Source organism: Streptomyces coeruleorubidus, from assembly GCF_008705135.1.
Classification (GTDB): Bacteria; Actinomycetota; Actinomycetes; order Streptomycetales; family Streptomycetaceae; genus Streptomyces; species Streptomyces coeruleofuscus.
In genome coordinates this window covers 8,227,961-8,253,778 of record NZ_CP023694.1, presented here as the reverse complement: position 1 = coordinate 8,253,778, position 25,818 = coordinate 8,227,961, and the positions used below count along the sequence as shown (strand labels likewise).

18 protein-coding genes and 1 pseudogene are annotated in these 25,818 nt (G+C 70.5%); 4 read left to right on the top strand and 15 right to left on the bottom strand.

The genetic code is table 11. The annotated features are described in order from the left end of the window. The first annotated feature begins 92 nt into the window (after positions 1-92). The gene (locus CP976_RS37860) at positions 93-512 is read left to right on the top strand and encodes a VOC family protein (RefSeq protein WP_150484387.1); all 420 of its coding nucleotides are present in this window, start codon (positions 93-95) and stop codon (positions 510-512) included. Here CP976_RS37860 and CP976_RS37855 read toward each other — a convergent pair. The 3 genes from CP976_RS37855 to CP976_RS37845 are packed head-to-tail and all read right to left on the bottom strand — an operon-like array spanning position 484 to position 1,827. Next, positions 484-1,089: a GNAT family N-acetyltransferase gene (locus CP976_RS37855; RefSeq protein WP_150484386.1), complete on the bottom strand. Its 606-nt coding sequence runs from the start codon at positions 1,087-1,089 to the stop codon at positions 484-486. The two genes, CP976_RS37860 and CP976_RS37855, sit on opposite strands and share 29 nt — an antisense overlap. A gap of 24 nt (positions 1,090-1,113) precedes the next feature. Continuing rightward, positions 1,114-1,596: a GNAT family N-acetyltransferase gene (locus CP976_RS37850; protein ID WP_150484385.1), complete on the bottom strand. Its 483-nt coding sequence runs from the start codon at positions 1,594-1,596 to the stop codon at positions 1,114-1,116. Positions 1,597-1,653: 57 nt separating this feature from the next. After that, a complete protein-coding gene (locus CP976_RS37845; RefSeq protein WP_010037330.1) occupies positions 1,654-1,827 on the bottom strand; it encodes a hypothetical protein in 174 nt (57 codons plus the stop codon). A 426-nt stretch (positions 1,828-2,253) separates the two neighbouring features. On the opposite strand from CP976_RS37845, the gene CP976_RS37840 reads away from it, so the two are divergent. Next, complete coding sequence (locus tag CP976_RS37840; RefSeq protein ID WP_150484384.1) at positions 2,254-3,018, top strand: SDR family oxidoreductase; 765 nt, start codon at positions 2,254-2,256, stop codon at positions 3,016-3,018. 84 nt (positions 3,019-3,102) lie between these two features. Here the strand turns inward: CP976_RS37840 and CP976_RS37835 are convergent, their stop codons facing one another. From CP976_RS37835 to CP976_RS37805, 6 genes are all read right to left on the bottom strand, one after another. Beyond that, positions 3,103-4,605 (bottom strand): SDR family NAD(P)-dependent oxidoreductase, encoded by a 1,503-nt coding sequence (locus CP976_RS37835; RefSeq protein ID WP_150484383.1) that lies wholly within the window; start codon positions 4,603-4,605, stop codon positions 3,103-3,105. A gap of 105 nt (positions 4,606-4,710) precedes the next feature. Beyond that, on the bottom strand, positions 4,711-6,054 hold the full coding sequence (locus CP976_RS37830; protein ID WP_150484382.1) for a wax ester/triacylglycerol synthase family O-acyltransferase: 1,344 nt from the start codon (positions 6,052-6,054) through the stop codon (positions 4,711-4,713). A gap of 144 nt (positions 6,055-6,198) precedes the next feature. Next, the gene (locus CP976_RS37820; protein ID WP_150484381.1) at positions 6,199-8,817 is read right to left on the bottom strand and encodes a PA14 domain-containing protein; all 2,619 of its coding nucleotides are present in this window, start codon (positions 8,815-8,817) and stop codon (positions 6,199-6,201) included. A 103-nt stretch (positions 8,818-8,920) separates the two neighbouring features. Next, positions 8,921-10,141 carry a glucose-1-phosphate adenylyltransferase gene (gene glgC / locus CP976_RS37815; protein ID WP_150484380.1) on the bottom strand — a complete coding sequence of 407 codons (1,221 nt, stop codon included), beginning with the start codon at positions 10,139-10,141 and terminating at the stop codon, positions 8,921-8,923. 51 nt (positions 10,142-10,192) lie between these two features. Continuing rightward, positions 10,193-11,344 (bottom strand): glycogen synthase, encoded by a 1,152-nt coding sequence (glgA, locus tag CP976_RS37810; protein ID WP_150484379.1) that lies wholly within the window; start codon positions 11,342-11,344, stop codon positions 10,193-10,195. Between the two features lie 39 nt (positions 11,345-11,383). Continuing rightward, positions 11,384-12,133 carry a (2Fe-2S)-binding protein gene (locus CP976_RS37805; protein WP_150484378.1) on the bottom strand — a complete coding sequence of 250 codons (750 nt, stop codon included), beginning with the start codon at positions 12,131-12,133 and terminating at the stop codon, positions 11,384-11,386. A 227-nt stretch (positions 12,134-12,360) separates the two neighbouring features. On the opposite strand from CP976_RS37805, the pseudogene CP976_RS44735 reads away from it, so the two are divergent. Continuing rightward, positions 12,361-13,197, top strand: a pseudogene (locus CP976_RS44735) (DMT family transporter); the annotation flags it as partial. An 886-nt stretch (positions 13,198-14,083) separates the two neighbouring features. On the opposite strand, the gene CP976_RS37795 reads toward CP976_RS44735, so the two are convergent. After that, on the bottom strand, positions 14,084-15,352 hold the full coding sequence (locus CP976_RS37795) for a peptidoglycan DD-metalloendopeptidase family protein (RefSeq protein ID WP_150484376.1): 1,269 nt from the start codon (positions 15,350-15,352) through the stop codon (positions 14,084-14,086). Positions 15,353-15,699: 347 nt separating this feature from the next. Between CP976_RS37795 and gndA the strand changes: the two genes are divergently transcribed. Further along, complete coding sequence (gene gndA / locus CP976_RS37790) at positions 15,700-17,139, top strand: NADP-dependent phosphogluconate dehydrogenase (RefSeq protein WP_150484375.1); 1,440 nt, start codon at positions 15,700-15,702, stop codon at positions 17,137-17,139. A 566-nt stretch (positions 17,140-17,705) separates the two neighbouring features. Here the strand turns inward: gndA and CP976_RS37780 are convergent. From CP976_RS37780 to CP976_RS37760, 5 genes are all read right to left on the bottom strand, one after another. Then, positions 17,706-18,050: a GNAT family N-acetyltransferase gene (locus CP976_RS37780; RefSeq protein WP_150484373.1), complete on the bottom strand. Its 345-nt coding sequence runs from the start codon at positions 18,048-18,050 to the stop codon at positions 17,706-17,708. Positions 18,051-18,078: 28 nt separating this feature from the next. Beyond that, positions 18,079-18,498, bottom strand: a complete 420-nt coding sequence (panD, locus tag CP976_RS37775) for an aspartate 1-decarboxylase (RefSeq protein WP_086598998.1) — start codon at positions 18,496-18,498, stop codon at positions 18,079-18,081. Between the two features lie 401 nt (positions 18,499-18,899). Next, positions 18,900-21,836 carry a discoidin domain-containing protein gene (locus tag CP976_RS37770; protein WP_150484372.1) on the bottom strand — a complete coding sequence of 979 codons (2,937 nt, stop codon included), beginning with the start codon at positions 21,834-21,836 and terminating at the stop codon, positions 18,900-18,902. A gap of 92 nt (positions 21,837-21,928) precedes the next feature. Next, a complete protein-coding gene (locus tag CP976_RS37765; RefSeq protein ID WP_150484371.1) occupies positions 21,929-23,401 on the bottom strand; it encodes a glycoside hydrolase family 32 protein in 1,473 nt (490 codons plus the stop codon). A 100-nt stretch (positions 23,402-23,501) separates the two neighbouring features. Next, positions 23,502-25,799, bottom strand: coding sequence for a glycoside hydrolase family 3 N-terminal domain-containing protein (locus CP976_RS37760; RefSeq protein WP_150485679.1), 2,298 nt, complete (start codon positions 25,797-25,799; stop codon positions 23,502-23,504). Between the last annotated feature and the right edge of the window lie 19 nt (positions 25,800-25,818).

The following is a 25,818-nucleotide window of genomic DNA, read 5'->3' as shown; positions in this document are numbered from 1 at the left end:
CGAGCCCCGCCTCCCGTCTCCGTGTCCTCATCCCCTCGCGCCCGCTGCGGCGCTTCACCACGGATCCCGAGACCCGGAGACCCTTCAGACTCATGTCCCACGCACAGCACACACCCGAACTTCCGGCCACCGTCGCCCACCTCAACCACACAGTCGTCTTCGCCTCGGACCGCCAACTGTCGGCGGAGTTCCTGGCGGCGGTCCTGGGCCTCGAGGTCGGCGCCCCCTTCGGGCCGTTCCTGCCCGTCGACCTGGGCAACGGCGTGACCCTCGACTACTACGAGAAGCGCGACGAGCCGATACAGGGGCAGCACTACGCGTTCCTCGTGCCCGAGGAGCAGTTCGACACCATGATCGCCCGGCTGGAGGCGCTGGGCGTGACCTACTTCGCCGACCCGAGCCACACCGAGCCCGGCCGGGTCAACGACCTCTTCGGCGGCCGCGGCGCCTACTTCGCCGACCCGGACGGCCACAACATGGAGATCATGACGCGACCGTACGCCCGTCCCTGACGGCCGCCCGGGAGACCGTCCTGGCCACCACCCAGTGGTGCTTGCCGAGGCGCCGGACCCGCTCGAAGCCGTGGCTCTCGAACAGCGTCACCGTGCCGGTGTACAGGAACGACGCGGAGACGGACCGGCCCTCGGCGTCCTCGGGGTAGCCCTCCACGGTGCCGCCGCCGAGGCGTGCGATCTCGTGGAGGGCGCCGTCGAGGGCGGCGGCGGCCACGCCCTGGCGGCGGTGGGCCCGGTCGACGAAGAAGCAGGTGATCCGCCAGTCCGGAAGGACGTCGAAGTCCTTCTCGTAGGCACGCCGGTGTTTGATGCGGGGCAGTTCGGGCGTCGGCCCGAACTGGCACCACCCCACGCAGTCCTGGCCGTCGTAGACGAGGGCGGCGTGCGCGCGGCCCTCGCGGACCCGGCTCTCCTTCTCGGCGCGGTTCTGTTCGGGTGTCTTGGTGCGGCTCAGGCCCTCGGGGTGGAAGGCCATGCACCAGCAGCCGCCCCACACGCCGTTGTGCCGCTCGACCAGACCGGCGAAGTCGGGCCAGCGGGCCGCGTCCAGAGGCCTCACCCGAAAGCCGGCCATGGATCCCTCCGATGTGCTGATGCTCTAGAGCGCCCGGTACATGACGTGCAGTCCCACGAGGCCGTGCCGGGGATGGTCGAACGCGTCGGGCACCGTGCCGAGGATCGTGAAGCCGAGGGAGGTCCACAGCTTCACGGCCGGGTTGGTCTCGACGACGGCGTTGAACACCATGCCCCGGTAACCGGCGGCCCGGGCCTCGGTCAGGAGGTGTTCGGCGAGGGCCCGGCCGTAGCCCCGGCCGCCCTGGTCCGGGTCGACCATGAAACCGGCGTTGGCGATGCGGGCGGCGGGACCGCCGTAGTTGGGGGTGAGGTAGGCGGAGGCGACGACGCCGCCGCCGTCGTCCTCGACGACGTAGACGCGTTTCGCCGGATTCATCCACAGGACCCGGGCCTCGTCCTCGGAGGTGCCCGGGTCCCATGCGTAGGTCTCACCCGCGGCGACGATGCGGTGCCAGAACGGCCAGATGCGCGGCCAGTCGTCAGCCGTTGCTTCCCTGATCAGCATGGACGCGAGTCTGGCACGCCCATGCTGATCGGCGAACGCGGAGGGTACGGCGCCCGTTCAGTCGACGCTGGGCAGGATGTGGGGCTCGGCGAGGTCCTCCTCGTAGCCCGCGAGGCGGATCGGGGCCGACCGGGCCCACACATCGAGGCTGCCGAGCTCGTCGGACCGGCGGCCCTTGCGCTCGGTGCGTTCCTTGGGGCGTTGCTCGCGATTCGTCTTTTCCGGTGTCACCGCGCACTCCTTATGTGTCGGTCACCCTCGGGACGTGCGCGCCGGTCCTGCTCTACGCCTGACGCCCGCTCGGGTCTGATGCCAAGATGCAGTTCGGACGCGGTGGCGCCGGTAATTCGCGGGAGCGCGGGCCGTGGTGTACCGGCTTGTCCCATGACGGACCGTGGGTGTGGGTCCCGTCCTGCTGTCCGTCGGCCCCAGATTAACCAAATGAGCGGCCCCCCGCTCGATGGGGCTGAAAACTGCCGGTAACGATCGCGCGTCATCCCGTGTTCAACTCGGGTTTACGCACCGATTTACCATGGAAAGGACGTTTTACGGATCACTCGAACGGCTTAAGCCCGCACCGGCGGTTTCCAGACGGTGGCGCAGGACCCCGCCGCCTCGGGGCTGTCGGCTGACGGACCGTCATGAGACGGTACGCCGATGACGTCACCGTCGTACGGCCTGGAGGGCAGGGCCGCCGTGGTCACGGGGGCCACGCGCGGCATCGGACGCGCTGTCGCGGAAGCGCTCGCCTCGGCGGGCGCACTGGTGTGCGTCACCGCGCGCGACGCCGGCGAAGTACGGCGGACCGCCCTGGAACTGGGCGGCATCGGGCTCGCGGGCAGCCTCGCCGACCCGGGCCATCCCCGGCGGCTGACGGAGCTGGCCCTTCGCGAGTTCGGCCGCCTCGACGTCCTGGTCAACAACGCGGCGACCAACCAGCCGTACGGACCGCTCATGGACGCGGCCCCGGAGGCCTGGCGCGAGGCCTTCACCGTCAATGTCGAGGCACCGCTGCGACTGGTGCAGTGCGCGTGGCGGTCGTGGATGTCGGAGCACGGCGGCACGGTGATCAACGTGTGCACGGAGGGCGCCGGCCATGTCGGCCCGAACGTGGGCGCGTACGGCACGAGCAAGGCCGCGCTGCTGCACCTGACCCAGCAGCTCGCGGGCGAGCTGGGCCCCCGGGTGCGGGTGAACTCCGTCTCCCCCGGCCTGGTCCGCACCGAGATGGCACGATTCATGTGGGAGCCGGGCGAGGAACAGATCGCCGCGGGGCTGCCGCTCGGCCGGATCGGGGAGCCCGGGGACGTCGCACGGGCGGTGGTGTGGCTGGCGTCGGACGAGGCGGAGTGGGTGACAGGGGCAGACCTCGTGGTGGACGGCGGCACCCGGGCACGGGCAGCGCGCACCCCGGCCCCTTAGGGGCGCGGGGCTGTATCGACGTGCGGCTCCGCCGCGTGGGCGCGCCAAGCCGCACTCAACCCGCTGACGCCAGACCCGAAACCCCTACCACTTCCCCGGCTCGTAGTCCTTCAGGAAGACCCCGTACAGATCCTCCCCCGCCTCACCCCGCACGATCGGGTCGTACACCCGGGCCGCCCCGTCGACCAGGTCCAGCGGCGCGTGGAAGCCCGCCTCGGCCAGCCGCAGCTTGTCGTAGTGAGGCCGCTCGTCCGTGATCCACCCCGTGTCGACCGAGGTCATCAGGATCCCGTCGGTCTGGAACATCTCCTGCGCACTGGTCCGCGTCACCATGTTCATGGCGGCCTTGGCGGCGTTCGTGTTCGGGTGCCCCGCACCCTTGTAGCCGCGACCGAACACGCCCTCCATGGCCGAGACGTTCACGACGTACGCGCGTCCGCTCGCCGCCTTCTTCGCGGCCTCGGCCATGACCGGGCGGAGCCGGCTGATCAGGATGAACGGCGCCGTGTAGTTGCACAGCTGGGTCTCCAGCAGCTCCACCGGGGAGATCTGCTCGATCGTCTGCACCCAGGTGTTGCTGTCGACGACGTCGGGGACCAGCCCGCCCGCGTCGATCGCCGTGCCGTCGAGGTGCCGCTCGACGCTGGCGTTGCCCGCGACCAGGGCGAGGTCGGCGACCTGCTGGGCGTCGAGGCCGCTGGTGCCCAGGGGCAGCGCGGCCAGGCCGTCGACCGCGCCGGAGTTGAAGGCGCCGATGACGTGGTGGGCGGGGAGCTCACCGGCGGGCAGCGGGGCGCTCTCACCCTCGACCAGCGCGGCGTAGGCGGAGGGCAGGCGGCGTACGGTCTGGGTCGCGTTGTTGACGAGGATGTCGAGCGGGCCCGCCTCGGCGACCTGCTCCGCGAGGGCCACGGCCTGGGCCGGGTCGCGCAGGTCGATGCCGACGACCTCCAGGCGGTGGATCCAGTCCGCGGAGTCGTCCATCGCCTTGAAGCGGCGGATGGCGTCCTTCGGGAAACGCGTGGTGATCGTGGTGTGCGCGCCGTCGCGCAGCAGCCTCAGCGCGATGTACATGCCGATCTTGGCGCGGCCGCCGGTGAGCAGGGCGCGCTTGCCGCTGAGGTCAGCCCGGACGTCGCGCTTCTCGCGGTTCACGCGGGCGCAGTCGGGACAGAGCTGGTGGTAGAAGTAGTCGACTTCCACGTACCGGGTCTTGCAGGTGTAGCAGGAGCGCGGGCGCTGGAGTATCCCGGCGATCCGGCCCTCCTCGGTGCGCGAGGAGGGCAGCAGGCCCTCGGTCTCGTCGTCGATGCGCTGGGCGGAGCCGGTCGCCGTGGCCTCCGTGACCGCCTTGTCGTGGGCGGTCTTGGCGGCCCGGCGCTCCTGGCGGCGGCGCTGCTTGACCGTGCGGTAGACGCCCGCGGTGGCCCGGCGCACGGCGACGGCGTCCGGGTGGTCGATCTCCAGCTTGTCGAGTTCCTCGAGCACGCTGAGGCAGACGGCCAGCCGCTCCGGGTCGATGCCGGGTCCGTACGAGAGCCCGCTCGCCTCGTCCATGGCCTGCGGGCCGTCCTCTGTCACCGTCATCGCCGCTGTCGTTCCCTGCTCTGCTGTGGCGGCGCGCCGGTCGCGCCCGCTTTCGAAGGGCGAATTTTACGTCAGTGGCGGGCCACACCGCCAAACCCGCCCGGTTCAGGACCGGCAGGCGGTGATCAGAGTGCGCACCTCCTCCGTGACGGCCGCGGCGAGCCGGTCGAGGTCCGGCACGGCTTCGCCGTCGGCGACGAGCCCGTAGTGGACGCTCCCCCGGTACGTCGAGACCGCCACCGCCACCGAGTGGCCGGGGGCCAGCGGGGCGAGGGGGAAGACGGCGGTGAGCGGGTTGCCGCCGAGCTTCAGGCCGAGGCTGGGCAGGGGCACGCTGGTGACCAGGATGTCGAACCAGAGCCGGGCCGCCTGGCCGACCAGGGGTCCGCCCAGCCGGTGGGCCAGGGCCGGGACGTGGTCGGCGAGCAGGGCGACGGCGCCCGCGCCCCGGTTGGGGCCGGCGTCCTTGTTGCGGTCCATGGCGGTGCGGACCGAGGCGAGGCGGGCCAGCGGATCCGGGTCGTCCACCGGAAGCCGTATCAGGTAACCCGAGAGCCGGTTGCCCTGCGGGTACGCGGTGCGCGGGCGGCGCTTGGAGACGGGGATCAGGGCGCGGGGCGCGACGTCCTCGCTGCCGTCGCCGCGTTCGTCCAGCCAGCGGCGCAGCGCGCCCGCGACGACCGCGATCAGGACGTCGTTGACGGTGCCGCCGACGGTCTTGCGGACGCGGTGCACGTCGTCGAGGTCGAGCAGCACTCCGGCGGTGCGGCGGGTGCCGCTCGGCTCGCAGGTGAGCGCGGGGGCGGAGCGCACGTCGAGTGAGGAGAGGGCGACGGAGGCGCCGATGTCCAGGGCCCGGCCCACGTCGGACAGGGCGCCGCGCACCACTCCCGGCAGCTCGCGCACGTCCGGCAGCAGGCCGCGCGGGGGCTCGGCGGGGCGGGGCCGGGGCGCGGGCATGTCCATCGGGTCCATGACGCCCGCGGCGAGGGTCAGCGCCCGCAGGCCGTCGGCCAGGGCGTGGTGGAACTTGAACAGCACCGCGAAGGAGGTCCCGTCCTCGCCGGGCAGCACATGGGCCTCCCACGGCGGCCGGCCACGCTCCAGCGGACGTCCCATGAGCCGGCCCGCGACCGTGTGGAAGTCGGCGGTCGGGGCGTGCAGCCGCACATGGTTCAGGGCATCGAAGTCCGGGTCGGGTTCGCGGGCGGCGCCGCCGAAGGCGAGGGGCCGGCGCAGCGCGGCGGGCAGCGGCTGCCACACGTTGCGGATCCGCATCCGCAGTCCGGGCACGCCGGCGGCGCGGGCCGCGAGCAGGTCGGCCGCGTGGGCACCGGCGGCGGGCGAGTGGGCCGAGAAGATCCCGAGCGCACCGAGGTGCATCGGGTTGTCCGCGGACTCGATGTTCCAGAACGCCAGGTCGAGAGGAGCGAGCAGGTCAGCAGTCAAGGGCTTGCCTCGCGTCGACGACGGGTGGGCCAGCAGTCAATCGCCCCCAGCCGATTACGGTCAAGTACGATCAGGCTACGTACAGTTAACACCAGATTAAGTCCCGCCCCGATGAAAGGGGCGGGACTCATGGTGCATGTGAGGTCAGTCCAGCACGGGACGCGGCGCCGAGCACCCCGTGGGAGTCACCCGGGAGGCGTCACGGATCAGCGCCTGATGGGCTGTCCTCAGCCGGGCCGTGTCCGGTTTCAGCACGGCCCGGTCGTACGTCAGGAAGCCGTTCAGCTCGCCCTCGACGTCCGCGATCTGGGTGTAGACGGCCCCGTTGCCGCCCCGGCAGACCAGCGCCCGGACCTCGTCCAGCTTCGCGAGGTAGTCGTCCGTGTAGGTGGCCGGGTCGACGTCGACGTACGACTGCTGCACCGACCAGGCGTGGCCGGGCACCGCGAGACCCAGCCCGCCGTACTCGCCGCTGACCAGGGCGCGCTCGCCGTCGGGGCGGGGCGGCAGGGCCGCGCTCGGATAGCCGTGCTCATCCATGATGTCGCCGGTGCCGCCGTCGGCGCCGAGGTTCAGCCCGGACTGGCCGTTGACGAGGCGGGTGGGGTCCCAGGCCTTGGCCTGCTCGGCGACCCGGCCGACGTCGTACTGGCCCCAGCCCTCGTTGAAGGTCACCCACATGACGACCGACGGGCTGCTGACGTGTTCGTCGATCATCTCCTTCAGCTCACGCTCGTAGCGGGCGCGGGAGGCGGGGCTCGGGTTCACCCCGGCCGTCATGGCGGGCATGTCCTGCCACACCAGCAGCCCGAGCCGGTCGGCCCAGTGGAACCAGCGGTCCGGCTCGACCTTGATGTGCTTGCGGACCGAGTTGAAGCCGAGCCGCTTGTGCGCCTTCAGGTCGTAGGCGAGTGCCTCGTCGGTGGGCGCGGTGTGCAGACCGTCCGGCCAGAAACCCTGGTCGAGGGTGGCCATCATGAAGACCGGCTCACCGTTGAGGATCGTCCGCGGGACGCCGTTGACCTTCTCGACGGCGATGGAGCGCATCCCGAAGTAGCTGCCGACCCGGTCGGCGCCGACCTTCACCTTCAGGCCGTAGAGGAACGGGTCGTCGGGCGACCACAGGTGCGGGTCGCGGACGGTCAGTGTCAGCGGGCTGCCGGTGCGGCCGCTCACCGTGGCGACCTTGCGCCGGCCGTCGTACGCCGTCGCCGTGATCGGTACACCGTCCCGGACGCCCCGGGCCTCAACGGTCAGCTTCTCGCCGGCCACGTCGGGGATGAGCTTCAGGGAGTCCACGTGGTCGCGGGCCACCGGCTCCATCCAGACCGTCTGCCAGATGCCGGAGGACGGGGTGTACCAGATGCCGCTGGGGTCCAGGCGCTGCTTGCCGAGCGGCGGGTTCTCACCGGAGGCGGAGTCGGTCGGGTCGTAGACGCCGACGATCAGCTCCTGGGTGCGGCCGGGTTTCAGCGCGTCGGTGATGTCGGCGCTGAACTTGTCGTAGCCGCCCTCGTGCTCGGCGACCTTGGTGCCGTTGACGTACACCTCGGAGCGCCAGTCGACGGCTCCGAAGTTGAGCTTGAGCCGCTTGCCGGAGCCGATCCGCCAGTCGGGCGGGACCGTGAAGGTGCGGCGGTACCACATGCGGTCCTCGTGCCGTTCGATGCCGGAGAGCTGGGACTCCACCGGGTACGGGACGAGGATGCGCTCCTTCAGCGTCCTACCCACGGGTGGCTGCTCGCCCGGCTCGGCGGCGGCGAACTGCCAGCGGCCGTTGAGGCCCTGCCAGGCTTCCCGGGTCAGCTGCGGGCGCGGGTACTCCGGGAGGGCGTTGCCGGGTCCTACCTCGTCGGCCCAGCGGGTGCGTAGCTGGTGGGTGGAGCGATTGGGGCCGCTGGTCCAGAACTCCTTGACAACGTTGCCGTCGGCGTCGCTGAGGCCGCCCCGGCCGTCGTAGCGGACGTCGGCGGTGCCGCGGGCCGTGCCGGTCTTGTTGCCGACGACCGGTTCCTCGAGGGTCACCAGGAGGGACGTGGGGTCGGACGGGTCCGGCCGGGCCGCGCCCAGGGGCCATGCGGCGCCGCCGATCACCGCCTCTAGGTGGTCGGTGAAGCTCGCCGGGGGCGCGGCGAGGGGCTGGGCGAAGTCCAGCTTCAGGGTGCGGCCGGTGGACTGGACCGTGGCCGCGAGGGCCCCGTCGTAGTCGAAGCCGTCGGGGAGGCGGAACGCCGACTGCGGGACGGGCCCCTTGCCGCCGCCGGGCTGCGTCCAGCGGAGGTGGAGGTTGGAGCCGCCGTAGTGCTCGAAGTACTCGACCTTGATGTCGTAGGGCGTGCCGGCGGTCAGGTCGACGGGCTGCGCGGTCTGTTCGCGGTCCCAGTCGTCGACCCAGTGGTCGATGGCGAGCTGCCCGTCGATCCAGAGGCGGAAGCCGTTGTCGCCGATGACCGAGAAGGTGTGGGTGCCTGTCCTCTCCGGGACGAGCTTGCCGGTCCAGCGGACGCTGACGTCGTCGGACTGTCCGGTGGTGAAGCTCAGGCGCGGCTCCAGGTTGTCGAAGTCGAGGTCCTGGTCGAAGGTCGTCGCCTTCAGGGTGTGGAAGTCGAAGGCGCCGGGGGCGGAGTGCGTGTAGTACTCGCCCTTGAGGCCGTGGATCTCGGCCGGGTCGTCCGCGAGGGCGGGTGCCGCGGTCAGGCCGGTGAGGGCGAGGAGCGCGGCGAGCAGTAACGCGAGTCGGGCTCTGAGGCGTCTGGTACGCACGGAACCTCCATAACAACGTTGTCATGGACAGGAGTTCGCATGACAACATCACGGATTCCGCTCTTCGTCCAGAGGCAGGACAAAGTCCCCCGGCCGCTCCTCCTCAGGTGACCAACTGCCCCTTCCCGAGGGCGATGACGCCGCCCTTGGACACCGTGTACAGCTCCGCGTCGCGCTCCGGGTTGACGCCGATCGTGGCGCCCGGCGGCACCTCGACGTTCTTGTCCAGCACGGCGCCGCGCACCACCGCGCCCCGGCCGATGTGCACGTTGTCGTGCAGCACGGACCCCTGCACGACGGCCCCCGGGTCGACCACCACACCCGGCGACAGCACGGACCGCGTGACCTGCCCGCGGATCAGGCAGCCGGCGCTGATGATGGACTCGCTGGCGATGCCCCCGGCGTTGAAGCGGGCCGGCGAGAGCTGGTACGAGTGCGTGTAGATGGGCCAGCTGCGGTTGAACAGGTTGAAGGCCGGGCGCTCGGCGATCAGGTCCATGTGCGCCTCGTAGTAGGCGTCCAGCGTGCCGACGTCCCGCCAGTAGCCCTGGTCGCGGGTGGTCTCGCCGGGCACGTGGTTGGCGCTGAAGTCGTACAGCGCGGCCTCGCCCCGGTCGGTGAGCTGGGGCAGGATCGATCCGCCCATGTCGTGCACGGAGTGCTCGTCCTCCGAGTCCCGCTGGAGCGCCTCGATGAGGGCCTTGGTGGTGAAGATGTAGTTGCCCATGGATGCGAAGACCATCTCGGGGTCGTCGGCCAGGCCGGGCGGGTCCGTCGGCTTCTCCAGGAAGCGTTCCACCGTCTGGCCGTCCGAGCCCGGCGTGATCACGCCGAACGCCGAGGACTCGGTGCGCGGCACCCGGATCCCGGCCACCGTGACGCCCGCTCCGCTGTCGATGTGCTGGGTGAGCATCTGGCGGGGGTCCATGCGGTAGACGTGGTCGGCGCCGAAGACGGCGACGTACTCGGGGCGCTCGTCGTAGATCAGGTTCAGCGACTGGAGGATCGCGTCGGCGCTGCCCAGGTACCAGCGGGGGCCGAGGCGCTGCTGGGCGGGCACGGGGGTGACGTAGTTGCCGAGCAGGCTGGACATCCGCCAGGTTGTGGTGATGTGCCGGTCCAGCGAGTGCGACTTGTACTGCGTCAGGACGCAGATGCGCAGCACGTCGGCGTTCACCAGGTTGGACAGGACGAAGTCGACCAGGCGGTACGTACCGCCGAAGGTCACCGCGGGTTTCGCCCGGTCCGCGGTCAGGGGCATCAGACGCTTGCCCTCTCCGCCCGCCAGCACGATTCCCAGGACCGAAGGACCACCACGACGCATGGCCGCTCCCCTCACGCAGATTTCCCGATGCCTGCCCCTGAGCAGCTCGTACTAAGCCTGTTTCAGGATCTCCTCGTAGAGCCGTACCGTGCGGCGGGCCACCGCGTCCCAGCCGAACTCGCCGACCGCGCGTTCCCGCCCGGCCTCGCCCATCCGCCGGGCGGCCTCCGGGTCGCCCAGGACGGAGTCCATGGCCCGGGCGAGTCCCGCCTCGAAGCCGTCGCCGGCCGGGACGAGCAGGCCCGTCCTGCCGTCGTCCACGACCTCGGGTATCCCGCCGACCGCCGAGGCCACCACGGGCGTGCCGCAGGCCATCGCCTCCAGGTTCACGATGCCGAGCGGCTCGTACACCGAGGGGCAGACGAACAGTGCGGCGTGCGTGAGGAGCTGGATCACCTCCGGGCGCGGCAGCATCTTCGGAATCCAGAAGACGCCGTCGCGGACCCGGCTCAGCTCCCCGAACAGCTCGCGGAACTCCTGGTCGATCTCCGGCGTGTCCGGCGCGCCCGCGCACAGCACGACCTGCGCGGCCGGGTCGATGTCCCGCACCGCGCGCAGCAGGTGGGGCACGCCCTTCTGGCGGGTGATGCGGCCGACGAACAGCACGTACGGACGGGAGCGGTCGAGGCCTATGCGGTCCAGGGCGTCCGTGCCGTGGTCGGGCCGGTACAGGCTCGTGTCGATGCCGTTGTGGATGACGTGGACCCTGTCCGGGTCCAGGGCCGGGTAGCAGCCCAGGATGTCCTCGCGCATGGCGCCCGACACGGCGACCACCGCGTCGGCGGCCTCGATCGCGCTGCGCTCGGCCCAGCTCGACAGCTCGTAGCCGCCGCCGAGCTGCTCGGCCTTCCAGGGGCGCAGCGGCTCCAGGGAGTGCGCGGTCATCACGTGCGGGATGCCGTAGAGCATCTTGGCGAGGTGGCCGCCGAGGTTGGCGTACCAGGTGTGGGAGTGGACCAGCTCGCGGCCTTCGAGGGCGGCGGCCATGGCCAGGTCGACGGAGAAGGTGCGCAGCGCGTCGTTGGCGCCGTCGAGCGTGGACCAGGGCCGGTGGCGCCGCACGCCGTCGGCGCGGCCCTCGCCCCAGCAGTGCACGTCGAGGTCGACCAGTGGTCTGAGCTCCCGGGCGAGGAACTCCACATGGACACCTGCGCCGCCGTACACATCCGGCGGGTACTCCCGGGTCAGCAGTCCGACGCGCACCCGCAACTCCCTGCTCTCAGCGGCCGTTCCCTTTCATGGTCACCCAGATGGGGCGTGTGGGGAAGAGCGAGGCGGCCGTGTGAAGCAACAGTCACCACACAGGCCCCCGCCGGGCACGCGGTAGTACAGACAGCAGCTGCGGCGCCGGAAGGCCGTGCCGGTGAGGGTTCCGGCGCCGGTCAGCAGGGGGTGGGCGAGGAGTTCCGCGGTCAGGGAACGGGCCCGGGCGGCGGTGTCCGTACGGCCGTGCCGCCGGGCCCAGCGGTCGAGTTCCCGGGCGGCGCCCGCCAGCGCGGAGGCGGCGTTGCCCCGCAGCAGGCCCGGGGCGAGGCGGTGGTGGGCGCGCAGGGCCGCCGAGAGGGGGTCGAGGTGGCCGCGCAGGACGACGTCTGCGAGGACAGCCCCTAGGGTCTGCGCGTCTCCGGGGAGCGGCCGTACGTCCGAGAGCCACAGGTCGTCGGGGGCGCCGGCGTCGGCGTCCCATTGCAGCAGCCGGGGGTCGAGGTCGGGGACACGGCCGTAGAGCGCGGCACAGCCGAGCGCCACGGACCAGAGGCGGGCCGCGAGTCCCAGGTGGGCCACGGAGGCCGCGACGCGCGACTCCGGGGGGCGCAGGGCGGTCGCTACTCTTCCGACACGGAAAATCAGGGGATTTCCGTATACATCCGGTGCCGTGGCGGCGTAGGCCTGTGCGAGAGTGGGAAGAGTCCCGGCCGCCGCTCCTCCCGTACGCAGCACGAAGTAGCCGCCGAGCGGGCGGAGCGCGGCGAGGTCGGGGTCGAGGTTCACGAAGAGCAGTAGTACCAAGGCCCCTAAGGGACGCGACCCGGTGACCCCCGACCGGGTCGCCCACCCTGGGGATGACGGGTGTCCCCTCGTACTCCATCGGCAGTAGGACCCAATGAGTGCTCAGGGACGACGACGGGAAGACCTGGACACGGCAGGGTGTTGGTCATGAAAGCCGACCTTTCACCGCGCCGGGCTGATCGCCCCCGCCTGACGCAGAGGAGCAGCCGATGAGCGCCCTCGCGTTGTCCGTCCTGCTGTCGCTCGTCTCCGCGTTCGCCTACGCGGGCGGGGCGATCGTGCAGGAGCGGGTCGCGGTGTCGTCGCCGGACGAGCAGTACGCGCCGCTGCGCCGGCCGGGCTGGTGGGCGGCGGTCGCGCTGAACGGCCTCGGCGGTCTGCTGCACGTGGTGGCGCTGGCGTACGGTCCGCTCAGCCTGGTGCAGCCGCTCGGCGCGCTGACCATCGTGGTGGCCCTGCCGATGGCGGCGCTGTTCGTCGGCCGCAAGGCGGGCGCCACGGCGTGGCGGGGCGCGATCATGGCGACGGTGGGGCTCGCGGGTCTGCTGTCCCTGGTCGCAGCGTCCGAAGCGCAGTCGCTGGACGCGGCGGAGCGGGTGGCCGTGGCCCTGGTCACCGCGGGTGCGGTCGTGGCGCTGATGATCGCCGGCCGGGCCGCGCACCGGCACCCGGCGGTGCGCAGCATGCTGCTGGCGACCGCCTCCGGTATCGCGTTCGGCATGTCCTCGGTGTTCACCAAGACCGTGGCGGTCGACTGGACCGGCGGTGTGTCGGCGGCCGACGCGCCGTCCCTCGCCGTGATCGGCGTCCTCGCCACGGCCGGCATGCTGCTGTCGCAGGCCTCCTACCGGGGTGCCGGCCTCGCGGCCCCGCTGGCCACGCTGACGGTCGTGAACCCGGTGGTGGCGGCCGCGGTCGGCATCACGATGTTCGGCGAAACCTTCCGCTACGGCACGACGGGCACGGCGCTCGCCCTGAGCTGCGGCGTGGTGGCGGCGGGCGGCCTGATCCTGCTGACGACGGAGCGGCTCACCCACGCCCACCCGGAGAGCGAGGGCACGGGGCTGGAGGTCGCCGGCACGGGGCCGGCTCCCGTGGCTACGGGCCTCGGGACGACGGGGACGCTGCCCGGGCCCGCCGGGGAACCGGCCGGGAGCGGGCGGGGTCCGCTGGAGCCGGTGGGTGCGGAGGCCGGGCGCGGGGGCGGCTTGAGCGGGGCCTTGAGTGCGGAGTCCCGGCGCGCGGGTGACCTGGCCGGGACCATCGGTGGCCTGCCCGGACCGGTCGGGAGCCAGCGGGATCTGCTGGAGACCGTGGGTGCGGAGGCCGGGCGCGGGGCGGGCTTGAGCGGGTCGGTCGGTGCGGAGGCCGGGCGCGCGGGTGACCTGGCCGGAACCATCGGTGGCCTGCCCGGACCGGTCGGGAGCCAGCGGGATCTGCTGGAGACCGCGGGTGCGGAGGCCGGGCGCGGGGCCGGCTTGAGCGGGTCGGTCGGTGCGGAGGCCGGGCGCGCGGGTGACCTGGCCGGGACCGGGGGCAGCCTGCCCGCACGCGTCGGCGGCTCGGCCGCGACCGTGGGCGACTTGGCCGGCCCTGCCGGGGAGTCGGCCGGGAACGTGCAGGGTCTGCCGGAGACGGTGGGTGCGGAGCCCGGGCCCCTGGGCTCCCCGACCGGCATCGGCGCGCTGCCCGAGGCTGTGGCGCTGGGCGTCGGGGCCGGTGACCTCGGCGGAGCCGGCCGGGGGCCGTCAGGGGACGTGCCGGTGCCCGTACCCGCTGTTGCCGTCGCCGAGGAAACCGGCGTCGGCCCGGACGTCACGTACGAGAGCGGGGAACCGTCGGTGCCCTCCGGGGAACGCCCGCTCTCCTACGCCGCCTTCTACGGCATCCCGTACGTGGCGATGCCCATGGTGCACCGGCACCGCAGGCGCATCAGATCCTGACGCCGCCGGCCCTGAGGTACGCGATGGGGTCGACGTCCGAGCCGAACCCGGGCCCCGTCCGCACCTCGAAGTGCAGATGCGGGCCCGAGCTGTTTCCGGTGGAGCCGGAGCGGCCGATGCGCTGGCCCGCGCTCACCGTCTGCCCGTCCCGCACGGAGATCGCCGACAGGTGGGCGTACTGGCTGTAGCGGCCGTCGCCGTGCCGGATCACGACCTGGTAGCCGTACGAACCGCCCCACCCCGCGCTGACGACACTGCCCGAGGCGACCGACTTCACGGACGTGCCGGTGGGCACGGGGAAGTCGACGCCGGTGTGGTAGCCCTTCGACCAGGACGAGCCCGCCTTGCGGTAGGGCGTCCCCAGGGAGGCGCTGACGGGAGCGACCAGCCCCTGCCGGGTGGCCGTGGACCGTGCGGCGCGCTCCTTGCTCTCGTCCTTGGACCGGTCCTTGGACCGATCCTTGGCACGCTCCTCGGCGCGGTCCGGAGACGGTTTCTTCGACGACGGCTTCTGCGACGGCGGTTTCTTCGTCGTCGGCTTGGCCGACGGGGCCCGCTCGGGCGCGGGACGCGTCTTCGTGGCGCCCTCGCCGCTCAGCGCGAGCCGCTGGCCCGGCACTATCAGATCGGGATCGCTCCCTATGGCCGAGCGGTTGGCGGCGTACAGACCTCGCCAGCCGCCCCGCACCTCCCGCTCCTCCGCGATGCCGGAGAGCGTGTCGCCCCGCACCACCGTGTACATCTCGGCGCTGCCCGCCCGGGACTGCGGCGTGGACTGCGGCCGCACGTCCTCGATGGAGGTCTTGGGCCTCTGCTTCCGGTCTGCCTTCTCACCCTTCCTCGTGCTCTCGGAGGCCGGCCGGATGTCGGGCTCGGCTCCGCCCCGGGTCAGTCCGGCCCGTACGGAGCACACCGGCCAGGCGCCCGGGCCCTGCCCGTCGAGCACCTTCTCGGCGACGGCGATCTGCTGGTCCTTGCCGGCCAGGTCCGCGCGCGCCGCGTAGGCCCGGCCGCCGTACGCCTCCCAGGTGGACTGAGTGAACTGGAGTCCGCCGTAGAAGCCGTTGCCGGTGTTGATGTTCCAGTCGTTGCTCGACTCGCAGGCGGCGACCTTGTTCCAGGTGTCCACGTCCGCCGCCTGGGCGGTGCCGGCGCCCATGAACGGGAGCGCCATGCCCGCGCCGCCCGCCGTGACGGTGAGTGAGGCGCGGTTGATCCTGTTCGGCTGATACCGGCGATGCCGGCCGCGTACGGCCATCGAGAGCCCCCCTAGACATGCGTCAGGAGGGGCAAAAGTAAGCGCTGCTAACCGGCCAGGACAAGGCGGCTATCGGCCACCCGGTTGCCCAAATGGCCGGGATGAGGCCCCTGTTGCGCGTCGTGCGCCTCGGCGGTGCACCGCGTACGGCACCCGGTGCGCGGGTGCGGCGCACGCGGGGACGCGTACGTCGGGTGAGTGCGACGGGGCTCTTGTGCGTATCTGCCTGCGCGACGTCGTACGACCCGCGCGTGCGGACGAAGTAGCGGCACGTCAGGATGGGCGACGGGGGCATGCTGGTGGACAGCACCGCAGCACCGATACCGAGGTCTTTAGGAGCCAACCGAATGAGCAGTACAGCGCAGATCGGCGTCACGGGTCTCGCGGTCATGGGCCGCAACCTCGCCCGCAACTTCGCCCGCAACGGCTACGCGGTGGCGGTGCACAACCGGACCCCCGCGCGCACGCGCGCCCTGGTCGACGAGTTCGGCGGTGAGGGGGAGTTCGTCGCGTGCGAGTCCGCCAAGGATTTCGTGGCCGCGCTGGAGCGGCCGCGGCGGCTGGTCGTGATGGTGAAGGCCGGTGAACCGACGGACGCTGTGATCCAGGAGTTCGCGCCGCTGCTGGAGCCCGGCGACATGATCATCGACGGCGGCAACGCGCACTTCGCGGACACCCGGCGCCGGGAGCGCGAGCTGCGCGAGCAGGGCATCCACTTCGTCGGCATGGGCGTGTCCGGTGGCGAGGAGGGCGCGCTCAACGGGCCGAGCATCATGCCGGGCGGCCCGAAGGAGTCGTACGACTCGCTGGGCCCGATGCTGGAGAAGATCTCGGCCAAGGCGGCCGACGGTTCGCCGTGCGTCTCGCACGTCGGTCCGGACGGTGCCGGGCACTTCGTGAAGATGGTGCACAACGGCATCGAGTACGCGGACATGCAGCTCATCGGCGAGGCGTACCAGCTGCTGCGCGACGTCGCCGGGTACTCCCCCGCCCAGATCGCGGAGATCTTCCGCACCTGGAACCAGGGCCGCCTCGACTCGTACCTGATCGAGATCACGGCCGAGGTGCTCTCGCACGTGGACGCGGAGACGGGCAAGCCGTTCGTGGACGTGGTGGTGGACCAGGCCGAGCAGAAGGGCACCGGCCGCTGGACCGTGCAGATCGCGCTCGACCTGGGTGTGCCGGTCTCCGGCATCGCCGAGGCGGTCTTCGCCCGTTCGCTGTCGGGCCACGCCGAGCTGCGGGAGGCCTCGCGCGGGCTCGCCGGACCGAAGGCGCAGCCGATGGGCGAGGCGGAGGCCGCGGCCTTCGCCGACCGGGTGGAGCAGGCGCTGTACGCGTCGAAGATCGTGTCGTACACGCAGGGCTTCCACGAGATCGACGCGGCCCGCGACGAGTACGGCTGGGACATCGACCTCGGCGCGGTCTCCGCGCTGTGGCGGGGCGGCTGCATCATCCGCGCGGCCTTCCTGGACCGGATCCGCTCCGCCTACGACACCCGGCCGGACCTGCCGAGCCTGCTGGCGGACGCGACGTTCGCGCAGGAGATCGCGGACGCCCAGGACGACTGGCGCGAGGTGCTGGTCGCCGCGACCCGCCAGGGCGTGCCGACGCCCGGTTTCGCCGCGGCGCTCGCCTACTACGACGCCCTGCGCGCGGAGCGGCTGCCGGCCGCGCTGACGCAGGGGCAGCGGGACTACTTCGGCGCGCACACGTACCGGAGGGTGGACCGGGACGGGTCGTTCCACACGCTGTGGGGTGGGGACCGGTCGGAGGTCTCCGCGTAGGCGCTCGGCGCTGACGGAAACGGTACGGGGCCGGTGGACGGCCGCATCGGCTGTCCACCGGCCCCGTTCTCATGCGCTGTGCCCGTTCTCATGCCGCCGTTCAGGACAGCGGCGGGCCCGGCTCGGGGTTCGGTACGGGTTCCGGTCCCGGCGGGATCGGGGACGGGTCGGGGCCCGGCACCGGGTCGGGGCCCGGGGGTGCCGGTGGGGTCGGACCCGGTGGAGTCGGACCCGGTGGAGTCGGACCCGGGGGCGTCGGACCCGGCGGCGGGATCGGGGCCGGGGGCGGAGGGGTCGGCTCCGGACCCGGCGGAGGCTGCGGGTTCGGCACCGGATCGGGATGCGGCTCCGGGGGCTGGGGCTCGGGGCCCGGCGTCGGCCCCGGCGGCACGGGGTCGGGATACGGATTCGTCATGAGGTCCTCCAGCCAGTCGCTCGACTCCGGCTCTGGACTACTCCCCCGCCTACCCGTCGACCGCTTCCCCAGTCACCCCCGCGCGGGACGGGGAGGGGCCAGGTGGGGGTAACGGGCCCGGGCTCGGACACCGTACGTCCCGGCTCGGGAGTCAGAAGCGGCCGGGGTGTTCGGCCAACCAGCCCTTCGCGGCTGTCAGTAGGGCCTGGTCAGCCGGTGGGGCCTCGTCGGGGTGGCGTTCGGACCACTTGGCGACGTAGGGGCAGAGCGGGGCGACGGCGCTGTGCTCACGGCCGGCGATGCCGTAGAGCTCTCGCGCCAGCGCACCCGCGATGCCCTGGCCCTCGTGGGCCGGTTCGACGATCGTGTGCACGGGCACGAGCGCGCGTTCGGGGCTGTCGAGGACGAAATACTCGATGCGGCCGACTACTTCACCGCCGGACACCGCCTCCAGGCGGCCCGCCTCGCGGTCGTCGCGGATCTCCAGGTCCCTCATGGACACGCTCCTGTCCCCGGTACGTCGGTCAGGCCCGAACGGCCTGCGGGCTGCGCTGCTGGTCCGAGCCCGGTACCGGCTCGGACGGGTCGGCGCCGAGGTCCACGATCCGGTTGTCGCGGTCCACGTGTACGACCCGGGGGGTGAGTGCCCGCGCCTCGGCATCCGTCACCTGGGCGTAGCTGATGATGATCACCAGATCGCCGGGGTGGACGAGATGGGCGGCGGCCCCGTTGATCCCGACGACACCGGATCCCCGCTCGCCCTCGATGACGTACGTCTCCAGCCGGGCGCCGTTGGTGATGTCCACGATGTGCACCAGCTCGCCGGGCAGCAGGTCGGCGGCGTCCAGCAGGTCGGCGTCGATGGTCACCGATCCGACGTAGTGCAGGTCGGCCTGGGTGACGGTGGCTCGGTGGATCTTGGACTTGAACATGGTACGAAGCATTTTCAACTCCCAGAAGACGGCTCCCTGCCAGCTTTCTGCAGGTCAAGGGCGTTCTTCACTGTACACGGGCACGCTTCGGACTCGAAGATTGTGAGGAACATCGCTTAACTCTGGCGAGAAGGGTCCCTGCCTGCTTCTTCGCGCCAACCAGGCTGCTGCGATGCCGTCGCCAAGGCACCTGTTCAGACACCCGTCTCGGAATGTGCAGGGACTGATGCTGATCAGATGCTGACTTAGCTGACGACATATCAGGCACAGACAAGTGAAGCGCGGGGACTGACGGCGAAGGGGCCAGCGGATCCCGCACGAGCCCCGGTGCTGGCCTCCCACGTCACGAACGTCCGCTTATGGCCGGAGCGGCACCCTTGGCGACGTGCCACTCCGGCCCTCAGTGCCCGAGGTCAGTTGTAGACGTTGAATTCTGCGACTGACCACCAGCTACGCGCAACGTCGCCTGTATTGACGACCTTGATGTAGCGAGCTGTCTGCGTGGGGAAGAAAATCAGGTGGACTCGCTGGCCGTCCGCTGCGGAAGAAACCTTGGTCCAGTCGGTTCCATCCGTGGATACGTATACGTCTGTGCTCCGCGCATAGTCGCTGACACTGCCGCCGACATCCAGCACGATCTTGTCGAAGGTCTGTGTCTGCCCCATGTCCACTTGGATCCAGAGGCCGTCGTACTGCCCTGTTCCGGAGCTGTACCGGGTGTCGGAATTGCCATCGAGCATGTTTCCGGGCGCATCCCACTGGCTTGCGTCCGAAGCCTTTGCGGTCCAGCCTGTCCGCGGCAGCGCAGGACCGAGATCTATGACGTCGAACGATGATCCACCTGCGTCTGCTCCGCTGGCCCCCTTCACGGAAACCGTGACCTTTCCCGCTGGAAGCCCCTTCGGAACGTAGGCGCTGATGCTCATGTCCGACCAGGTGTCTATTTCGGCATAGCTCGATCCGAAATACACCGTACCCAGCCCCTGTGCATCGCCGAAACCAGAACCGCGAATCGTGAACTTGGAGCGCGGCGTTCCTCGTTCCGGCTTCAATTCGCTGAACGTCGGCGATGGGAAGCTCGACAGCTTCTTGGTGGTGAACATCGCCGAGGTGCCGCTCGGCAGCGTATAGGTGTACGAGCCGTCGGTTGACATCTTGAAACTCTTGCTGTCGGCGGTCCCGTTGAATACGACGGTGACCTGCGACCCTTCCTTGCTGGTCCAGGTCTTCAGCTGGAGGCCGTTCGATACCGCTGCCGGAGCTGTGATCGAGCCGGTTCCACGCGCAGACCCGTACACCTCGATGTCGCCGATGGCCCACCAGAAACCGGATGCCGCGGTACTGACGATGCGAATGTACTGTGCCGTTCGGGTCGGCAACGTGACGGCTATCTTTCCAATGCCACCGCTGCCGCTCGCAATGGCGCTGCCCCAATCGACTCCGTCGTTCGAAACGTAGATTTGATACTTGGTGACATAATCGAACGAATTATTCACGCCGGTGTCGAAGACGATTTTGTTGAAGCTCGTGGGGATCCCCAGGTCGATCTGGAACCAGTCGCCGCTCGTCGTCCCGTGCCCGAGACTCCACCTGGTGTTGATGTCGCCGTCGATCGCGTTTGCGGCCACACCCCAATCCGGCTGCGCGGAAGCCGTGGCGGTCCATTTGCTACGGCTCAGCGCCCTTCCGGTCGTCTGGACGGAAGCTCCGATCGGAAGGGAGTACGTGACCAGCTTGTTTCCGGTACGGATGGAGTTCTGATAGGGCAGCAGTTCCGGGTCGTACGTGACGGTGACCGGGCCGGATGCCGACTTGAAGGTGAAGTCGTGTGTCGGGTCAGAGACCTTGGTCGCTGCGGGGGTACGGCCGCTCTGCGCAGGTCCGCAGTACGTGAAGGTGACGGCGTCGCCGGCGTTCAGGGTGTAGTCGAACGAGTGCGTGCCGTCCGCGACGCTGAAGGTTCTCGCGGCGCTGCCCGAGTTGTGGGCGATCAGGACCTTCGATCCGTCCGGGTTCTGGAACGCGACGTTCTCTATGCTGCCTTCCCCGAAGGTGTTCGAGTAGATCCGGCGTGCTCCAGGCTTGACGAACCTGCTGGCATGAGCGAGGGCGTGGTAGTCCACGTTGTAGGTCACCCGTCCGTCGGCCGGGTCGATCGTGAGCAAGCCCCGAAGCATGGGTATGCCGGCCGTGTCGCTGTTGAGCGGGCCCCTATCGGGGTCGAGTGCGATGTTCCACAGCATCACCCCGTTCGCCCAGTTGCGCGTTCCGTTGATGATCCACGTTCCCAGTGCTTCGCTGAACGCTGTCTGGTTGCTGTCCTGCCAAACGCCTCCGGTGGCTTCCGTGATGAAGGTTTCCTTGCTCGGGTAGTCGTTGTGGACCACCGTCTGGTAGTTCGGGTTGCCGCTGTAGATGTGCCACCCGGTTCCCGCGGTGTACTTGGAGGCTGCGGGGTCGCTGAAGATCGTCTCGGGATACGAGGGCACGTCCCAGTTGTGGTCCCAGGCCAGGATCTTCGTGGAGATTCCGTTGGCTTCGAACGCCTTGCCGATCTCCTGGATCAACTCGGCTTCCTGGTACGCGGACAGGAACATGCCGGGCCAGGTGGGAGTACCCATGGGTTCGTTCTGCGGTGAAATGTAGGAGATGGGCACGCCGGCTTCGCCATAGGCTTGGATGAACTTGACGAAGTAGTTGGCCAGCGCGGAGGTGTACTCGCTCTTGAGGGTGCCTCCGATCATGGAGTCGGAGGTCTTCATCCAGCCTGGCGGGCTCCACGGGTTGGCCATGATCTTGATGGACGGGTTGAGTGAGAGGGCCTGCCGCAAGGCCGGAATGATGTACGGCACGTCATGCTGGACGGAGAAGTTGGATAGTGTGGGGTCTGTTTGTCCCGCGGGCATGTCGTTGTAGGAGTAGTTCCCGGACGCGTTGAAATCCGTGGCGCCCATCGGAGAGCGGAGCAGGCTGAGGCCGATTCCCTTCGAGGGATCGAACAGCTTGTTCATCAGTTTGGTCCGCTCGGCAGTGGACAGCTTGTCGATGAGCCAGGCGGAGGAGTCGGTCATGGCCCCGCCGAAGCCTTGGACCTTCTGGTACTTGACGCTGTCATCGATCTTGATCGTCAGCGGGTTGGTCGTTCTCTTCGCCTTGAACAGCACATCGTCCTGGCCGGCGACCCACTTGTCGGCCGCTACGTCCGTCAGCCACACACGGACGGAATTGTCACGTGACGCTTGCTTCAGCTGCGGGGCGGCGATGGCGTTGCCGGAAACCTGGGTCCAGGCGGCGGCGACACCGACTGCGGTGGCCAGGAACTGGCGTCGTCCGAGACCGTATGACCTCATGGAGGATCCTCCTTCGGACCTGCTTGTTCAGTACTTGGAAGAGCGGGTGGGAAACATTGCCGAGGTGGGGGATCGACCGGTTGGGGTCGGTTCTACGGCGACGCCGGCGCCAACTCTGCGGCGCCGATGCTCGGCTCCTTGATCACGAGCGGGTGCAGTTCCCAGGCGTCGACCGCGAAGCCGAGGCGCGTGCCCGGGGCGGTGCGGGCCTGCAGTCGCCACGGGCTCTGCCCTGTGGGGTAGAAGCGCAGGGTGAGGACCTGGCCGGTGGTGATCAGGAAGATTTCGGCGATGGAGTGGTCGACGACGACGCGCAGGTCGAGGGGCCGGTCTGGCGGGCAGGGCATCCGGTGGGAACCGCCGCGGGCCCGGCTGTCCAGTGAGGCGTGGTCACGGTCGACGACGAGTTCGCCCGCGTCTACGTCGAGACGGATGTCGAGGTACTCGGAGCCGTCCGGGGTGGTGAGCAGCCGCAGGCCGGCGTTTCCGGTCGGCTCCAGACGGGCCGTCAGGTCGAAGGCGCGGCCCACGGTGCCGAGGTCCACCGGCTGCGGGCCGCGCGTCGCGCCTGTGGCGGTGACGGTGTGTCGGCCGCGCAGGGCGAGTAGTTCGGTGGCGGGCTGCTGGCGCAGTGTGCCGTCGTCGTGGACGTGGATCTCGCGGGGCAGGGTGAGGGCCCCGGCCCATCCGTCCGCGACGGCCCATGCTTCGTCGCGGGCTTCCCACGACCAGCCCCACAGCAGCCACCGGTCGCCCGGTGCCCGCAGCAGGGCGGGGGCGTAGCAGTCGGGGCCGTGGTCGACGGGCACCGCTGAGCCCGCCTTGAAGTGGCCGTCATGCTCTTCGCCGATCAGGGCCGCGACGCTCTGCGGACCGGTGGGTTCGGTCCACGTGCTGAAGAGGAGGGCGCCGCGTCCGTCGGCTGCCGGGAGGTATTGCGGGCATTCCCAGCCCTCCCCGGTGAGCAGGTCGGTGCCACCGATGGGCTCCGGATGGCGGGTGGCGAAGGGCCCCCGGTAGGCCCAGTTCTCCAGGTTGGGTGAGTCGTAGAGGAGGGCGGCGGCGCGGCCGTCCGCGAGGGCGGCGCCGACCAGCATCCGCCAGCCGTCGCCGTCCTGCCAGACGTACGGGTCGCGGTACATGGTGCAGCCCTCGGGCAGCTCGGGGATGACCAGTTCACCACTCGGGCTGAACGTCCGGCCGCCGTCTCGGGAGACGGCCCGGGTGATCGGCTGGTGCTGGAACGAGCGGTCCTCGCGGTGCGCGGAGTAGAAGGCGACCAGCCGTTCGCCGTCGGAGACGGCGTTACCGGAGAAGCAGCCGTCGGCGTCCAGGCCACCGGGGTTCGGGGAGAGGGCGATCGGCAGCGGCTCCCAGCTCAGCAGGTCGGGGCTGCGGAAGTGGCCCCAGTGCATGTTGGCGTGGTTCGCTCCGTGCGGGTTGTACTGGTAGCACACGTGGTAGTGGCCGTCGTGGAAGACCAGCCCGTTGGGGTCGTTGATCCAGTTGCGGGGCGGGCGCAGGTGCGCGACGGGGAAGTGTGGATCGCGGGGTGGGGTGGACACACGCGTGCCTTTCCGTATGACAGGGGACCGCCCCGCCGGCCCTCTGGTTGGCGGGGCGGCGGGCCGACGGGGCGGTGGTCTCCAAGCCTGTGTGCGGCCTTCAGGTCCGGATGCGGAATTCCACGCTCAGCTGCTGCTCCCGCCGTGAGCTGGGGCCGACGCGGAGTGCGAACTCGCCTGGTTCGACCACTCGGCGGTTGTCGGCTGTGACGAGTGAGCAGTGCGCGGCAGGGATGCTGAGGCGGACGTCCAGGCTTTCGCCGGGAGGGACCTCGACCTGGGTGAAACCCTTCAGCTCCTGCTCGGCCCAGGTGACGCTGGTGGTCAGGTCGCTGACGTATGCCTGGACCGTTTCCAGGGCCGGGCGGCTTCCGCTGTTGGTGAGTCGCACCGTGGCTTGGACGGTGCCGTCGGCGGAGACGTCGTCCTCGTGCACGGCAAGGTCGGAGTAGGTGACCGTGGTGTAGGTGAGGCCCTCGCCGAACTGGAACAGGGGGTCCTGGGTGAGATCCGCGTAGCGGTTCCCGTGCTGGCCTCGCACCTGGTTGTAGAAGACCGGTTGCTGTCCGACGTGCCGTGCGAAGGAGACCGGAAGCCGGCCGCTGGGTTCGGTGAGTCCGAGGAGGAGCTCGGCGATGGCGCGGCCGCCGCGCATGCCCGGGTTGAACGCCTCGATGAGGGCTGCCGCGTTCAGTGCCGACTCGGGGAGGGTGCTCGGCTTGGACTGGGCCAGTACGACGATCATCGGTGTGCCGGTGGCGGCGACCGCGTCCAGCAGCGCGATCTGGCCCCCTTGGAGGTCGAGCGTGGCCGTGGAGCGCACCTCGCCGGTGAGGGCGATGGTGTCGCCCACGACCACGACGGCGTAGTCGGCGGCCTCCGCGGCGGCGATGGCCTCCTGAAGCTGTGCCTGGTCGACCGGGGCAGGGGTGAAAACGGCCGGCTGCGGTTGGCCGTCGGGCCCGAGGGACCACTCGGAGTTGGAGGCGGGGCTTTCGATGTCGGCTCCGCGGGCGTACGTGACGGTCCAGTCGGCCGGCGCGACGGCGCGCAGGCCGTCGAGCACCGTCTCCACCGACTCACGTGGATGTCCGTCGGGCATCCACGGGACCTGGCCGGTGGCGCCCGCCCAGTCGCCGAGCATGGCTTGCGTGCTGTCGGCGTTGGGGCCGATGACCGCGATCGTCCGCTGCTTGCCTCGGCTCGCGGCGCGGCCGGTTCCGTCCGAGGTCAGCCCGCCCTCGAGGGGCAGGACCCCGTCGTTGCGCAGCAACACCAGGGAGCGTCGGGCGGTTTCGAGGTTGAGGTCGGCGTGTGCGCTGCAGCCGATCACCTGCGCCTGCCGGTCGGGGTCGGGGGCGCGGGGGTCCTCGAAGAGCCCGAGCTCGAACTTCAGCCGCAGAACCCGCCGTACCGCGTCATCGATCTGCTTCTCTTCAATCAGGCCGCGGGCGACCGCCTCCTGGGCGCCCTCGAAGAACTGCGGCGTGGCCATGATGAGGTCGTTGCCGGCGTTGACGGCGACCGCCGCCGCCTCGGCGTAGTCGGCGCAGGTCCGCTGGTCGTAGACCATCCGGCCGACGTTGTCCCAGTCGGTCACCAGCGTCCCGGTGAAGCCCCACTCGCCCTTGAGCACATCGTTGATCAGCCACTGGTGCGCGGTGATGGGCACCCCGTCGATGGACTGGTAGCCGAGCATGAAGCCGCGGCAGCCGGCCCGTACCGCCTGCTCGAAGGGGGGCAGGAACCACGAGCGCAGCTTGCGGGGGCTGAGATCGGCTTCGCTCGCGTCGCGCCCGCCCAGGGTTTCGGAGTAGCCCGCGAAGTGCTTGGCGTACGCCAGCGCCGCTGTCGGATCGCTGAGGCCGTCGCCCTGGTATCCGCGCACCATTGCCGCGCCGAGTTCGCCGATCAGGAACGGGTCCTCGCCGAACGTCTCGTTGATACGGCCCCAGCGCAGGTCCCGGGTGATGCACAGGACCGGGGAGAACGTCCCGTGGATTCCGGTCGCCGCGATTTCGGTCGCGGCCGCTCGGGCGACTCGGTGGAGCAGGGAGGGGTCCCAGGTGCAGGCCATGGCCAGCTGGGTCGGGAAGATGGTCGCCCCCGGCCAGAACGAGTGGCCGTGGATGCCGTCGTCGGCTGTCAGCAGCGGTATGCCGAGCCGTGTCTGCCGGGCCAGTTCCATGGCCTGCGGCATGAGGTCGGGAGACACGTGCAGGACTGCCCCGGCCAGCTTGGCCGACACGATGTCCGCCAGGTCCCCGTGTTGTGCGTCGAGCATCAGCAGCTGCCCGACCTTCTCCGGCAGGGTCATCCGGGACAGCAAGTCGTCGGTTCTCGCTTCCACGGACGCTTCCGGATCCAGGTACGCGGCAGAGTGGACCGGCTGTCCCACGGTGTTCTCCAAGAGATGA

Coding starts and splice junctions, on each gene's coding strand:
- CP976_RS37860 (WP_150484387.1), top strand. CDS start 93: ATGTCCCACGCACAGCACACACCCGAACTTCCGGCCACCGTCGCCCAC.
- CP976_RS37855 (WP_150484386.1), bottom strand. CDS start 1,089: ATGGCCGGCTTTCGGGTGAGGCCTCTGGACGCGGCCCGCTGGCCCGAC.
- CP976_RS37850 (WP_150484385.1), bottom strand. CDS start 1,596: ATGCTGATCAGGGAAGCAACGGCTGACGACTGGCCGCGCATCTGGCCG.
- CP976_RS37840 (WP_150484384.1), top strand. CDS start 2,254: ATGACGTCACCGTCGTACGGCCTGGAGGGCAGGGCCGCCGTGGTCACG.
- CP976_RS37835 (WP_150484383.1), bottom strand. CDS start 4,605: ATGACGGTGACAGAGGACGGCCCGCAGGCCATGGACGAGGCGAGCGGG.
- glgC (WP_150484380.1), bottom strand. CDS start 10,141: ATGCGTCGTGGTGGTCCTTCGGTCCTGGGAATCGTGCTGGCGGGCGGA.
- CP976_RS37795 (WP_150484376.1), bottom strand. CDS start 15,352: ATGGCCGTACGCGGCCGGCATCGCCGGTATCAGCCGAACAGGATCAAC.
- gndA (WP_150484375.1), top strand. CDS start 15,700: ATGAGCAGTACAGCGCAGATCGGCGTCACGGGTCTCGCGGTCATGGGC.
- CP976_RS37780 (WP_150484373.1), bottom strand. CDS start 18,050: ATGAGGGACCTGGAGATCCGCGACGACCGCGAGGCGGGCCGCCTGGAG.
- panD (WP_086598998.1), bottom strand. CDS start 18,498: ATGCTTCGTACCATGTTCAAGTCCAAGATCCACCGAGCCACCGTCACC.
- CP976_RS37770 (WP_150484372.1), bottom strand. CDS start 21,836: ATGAGGTCATACGGTCTCGGACGACGCCAGTTCCTGGCCACCGCAGTC.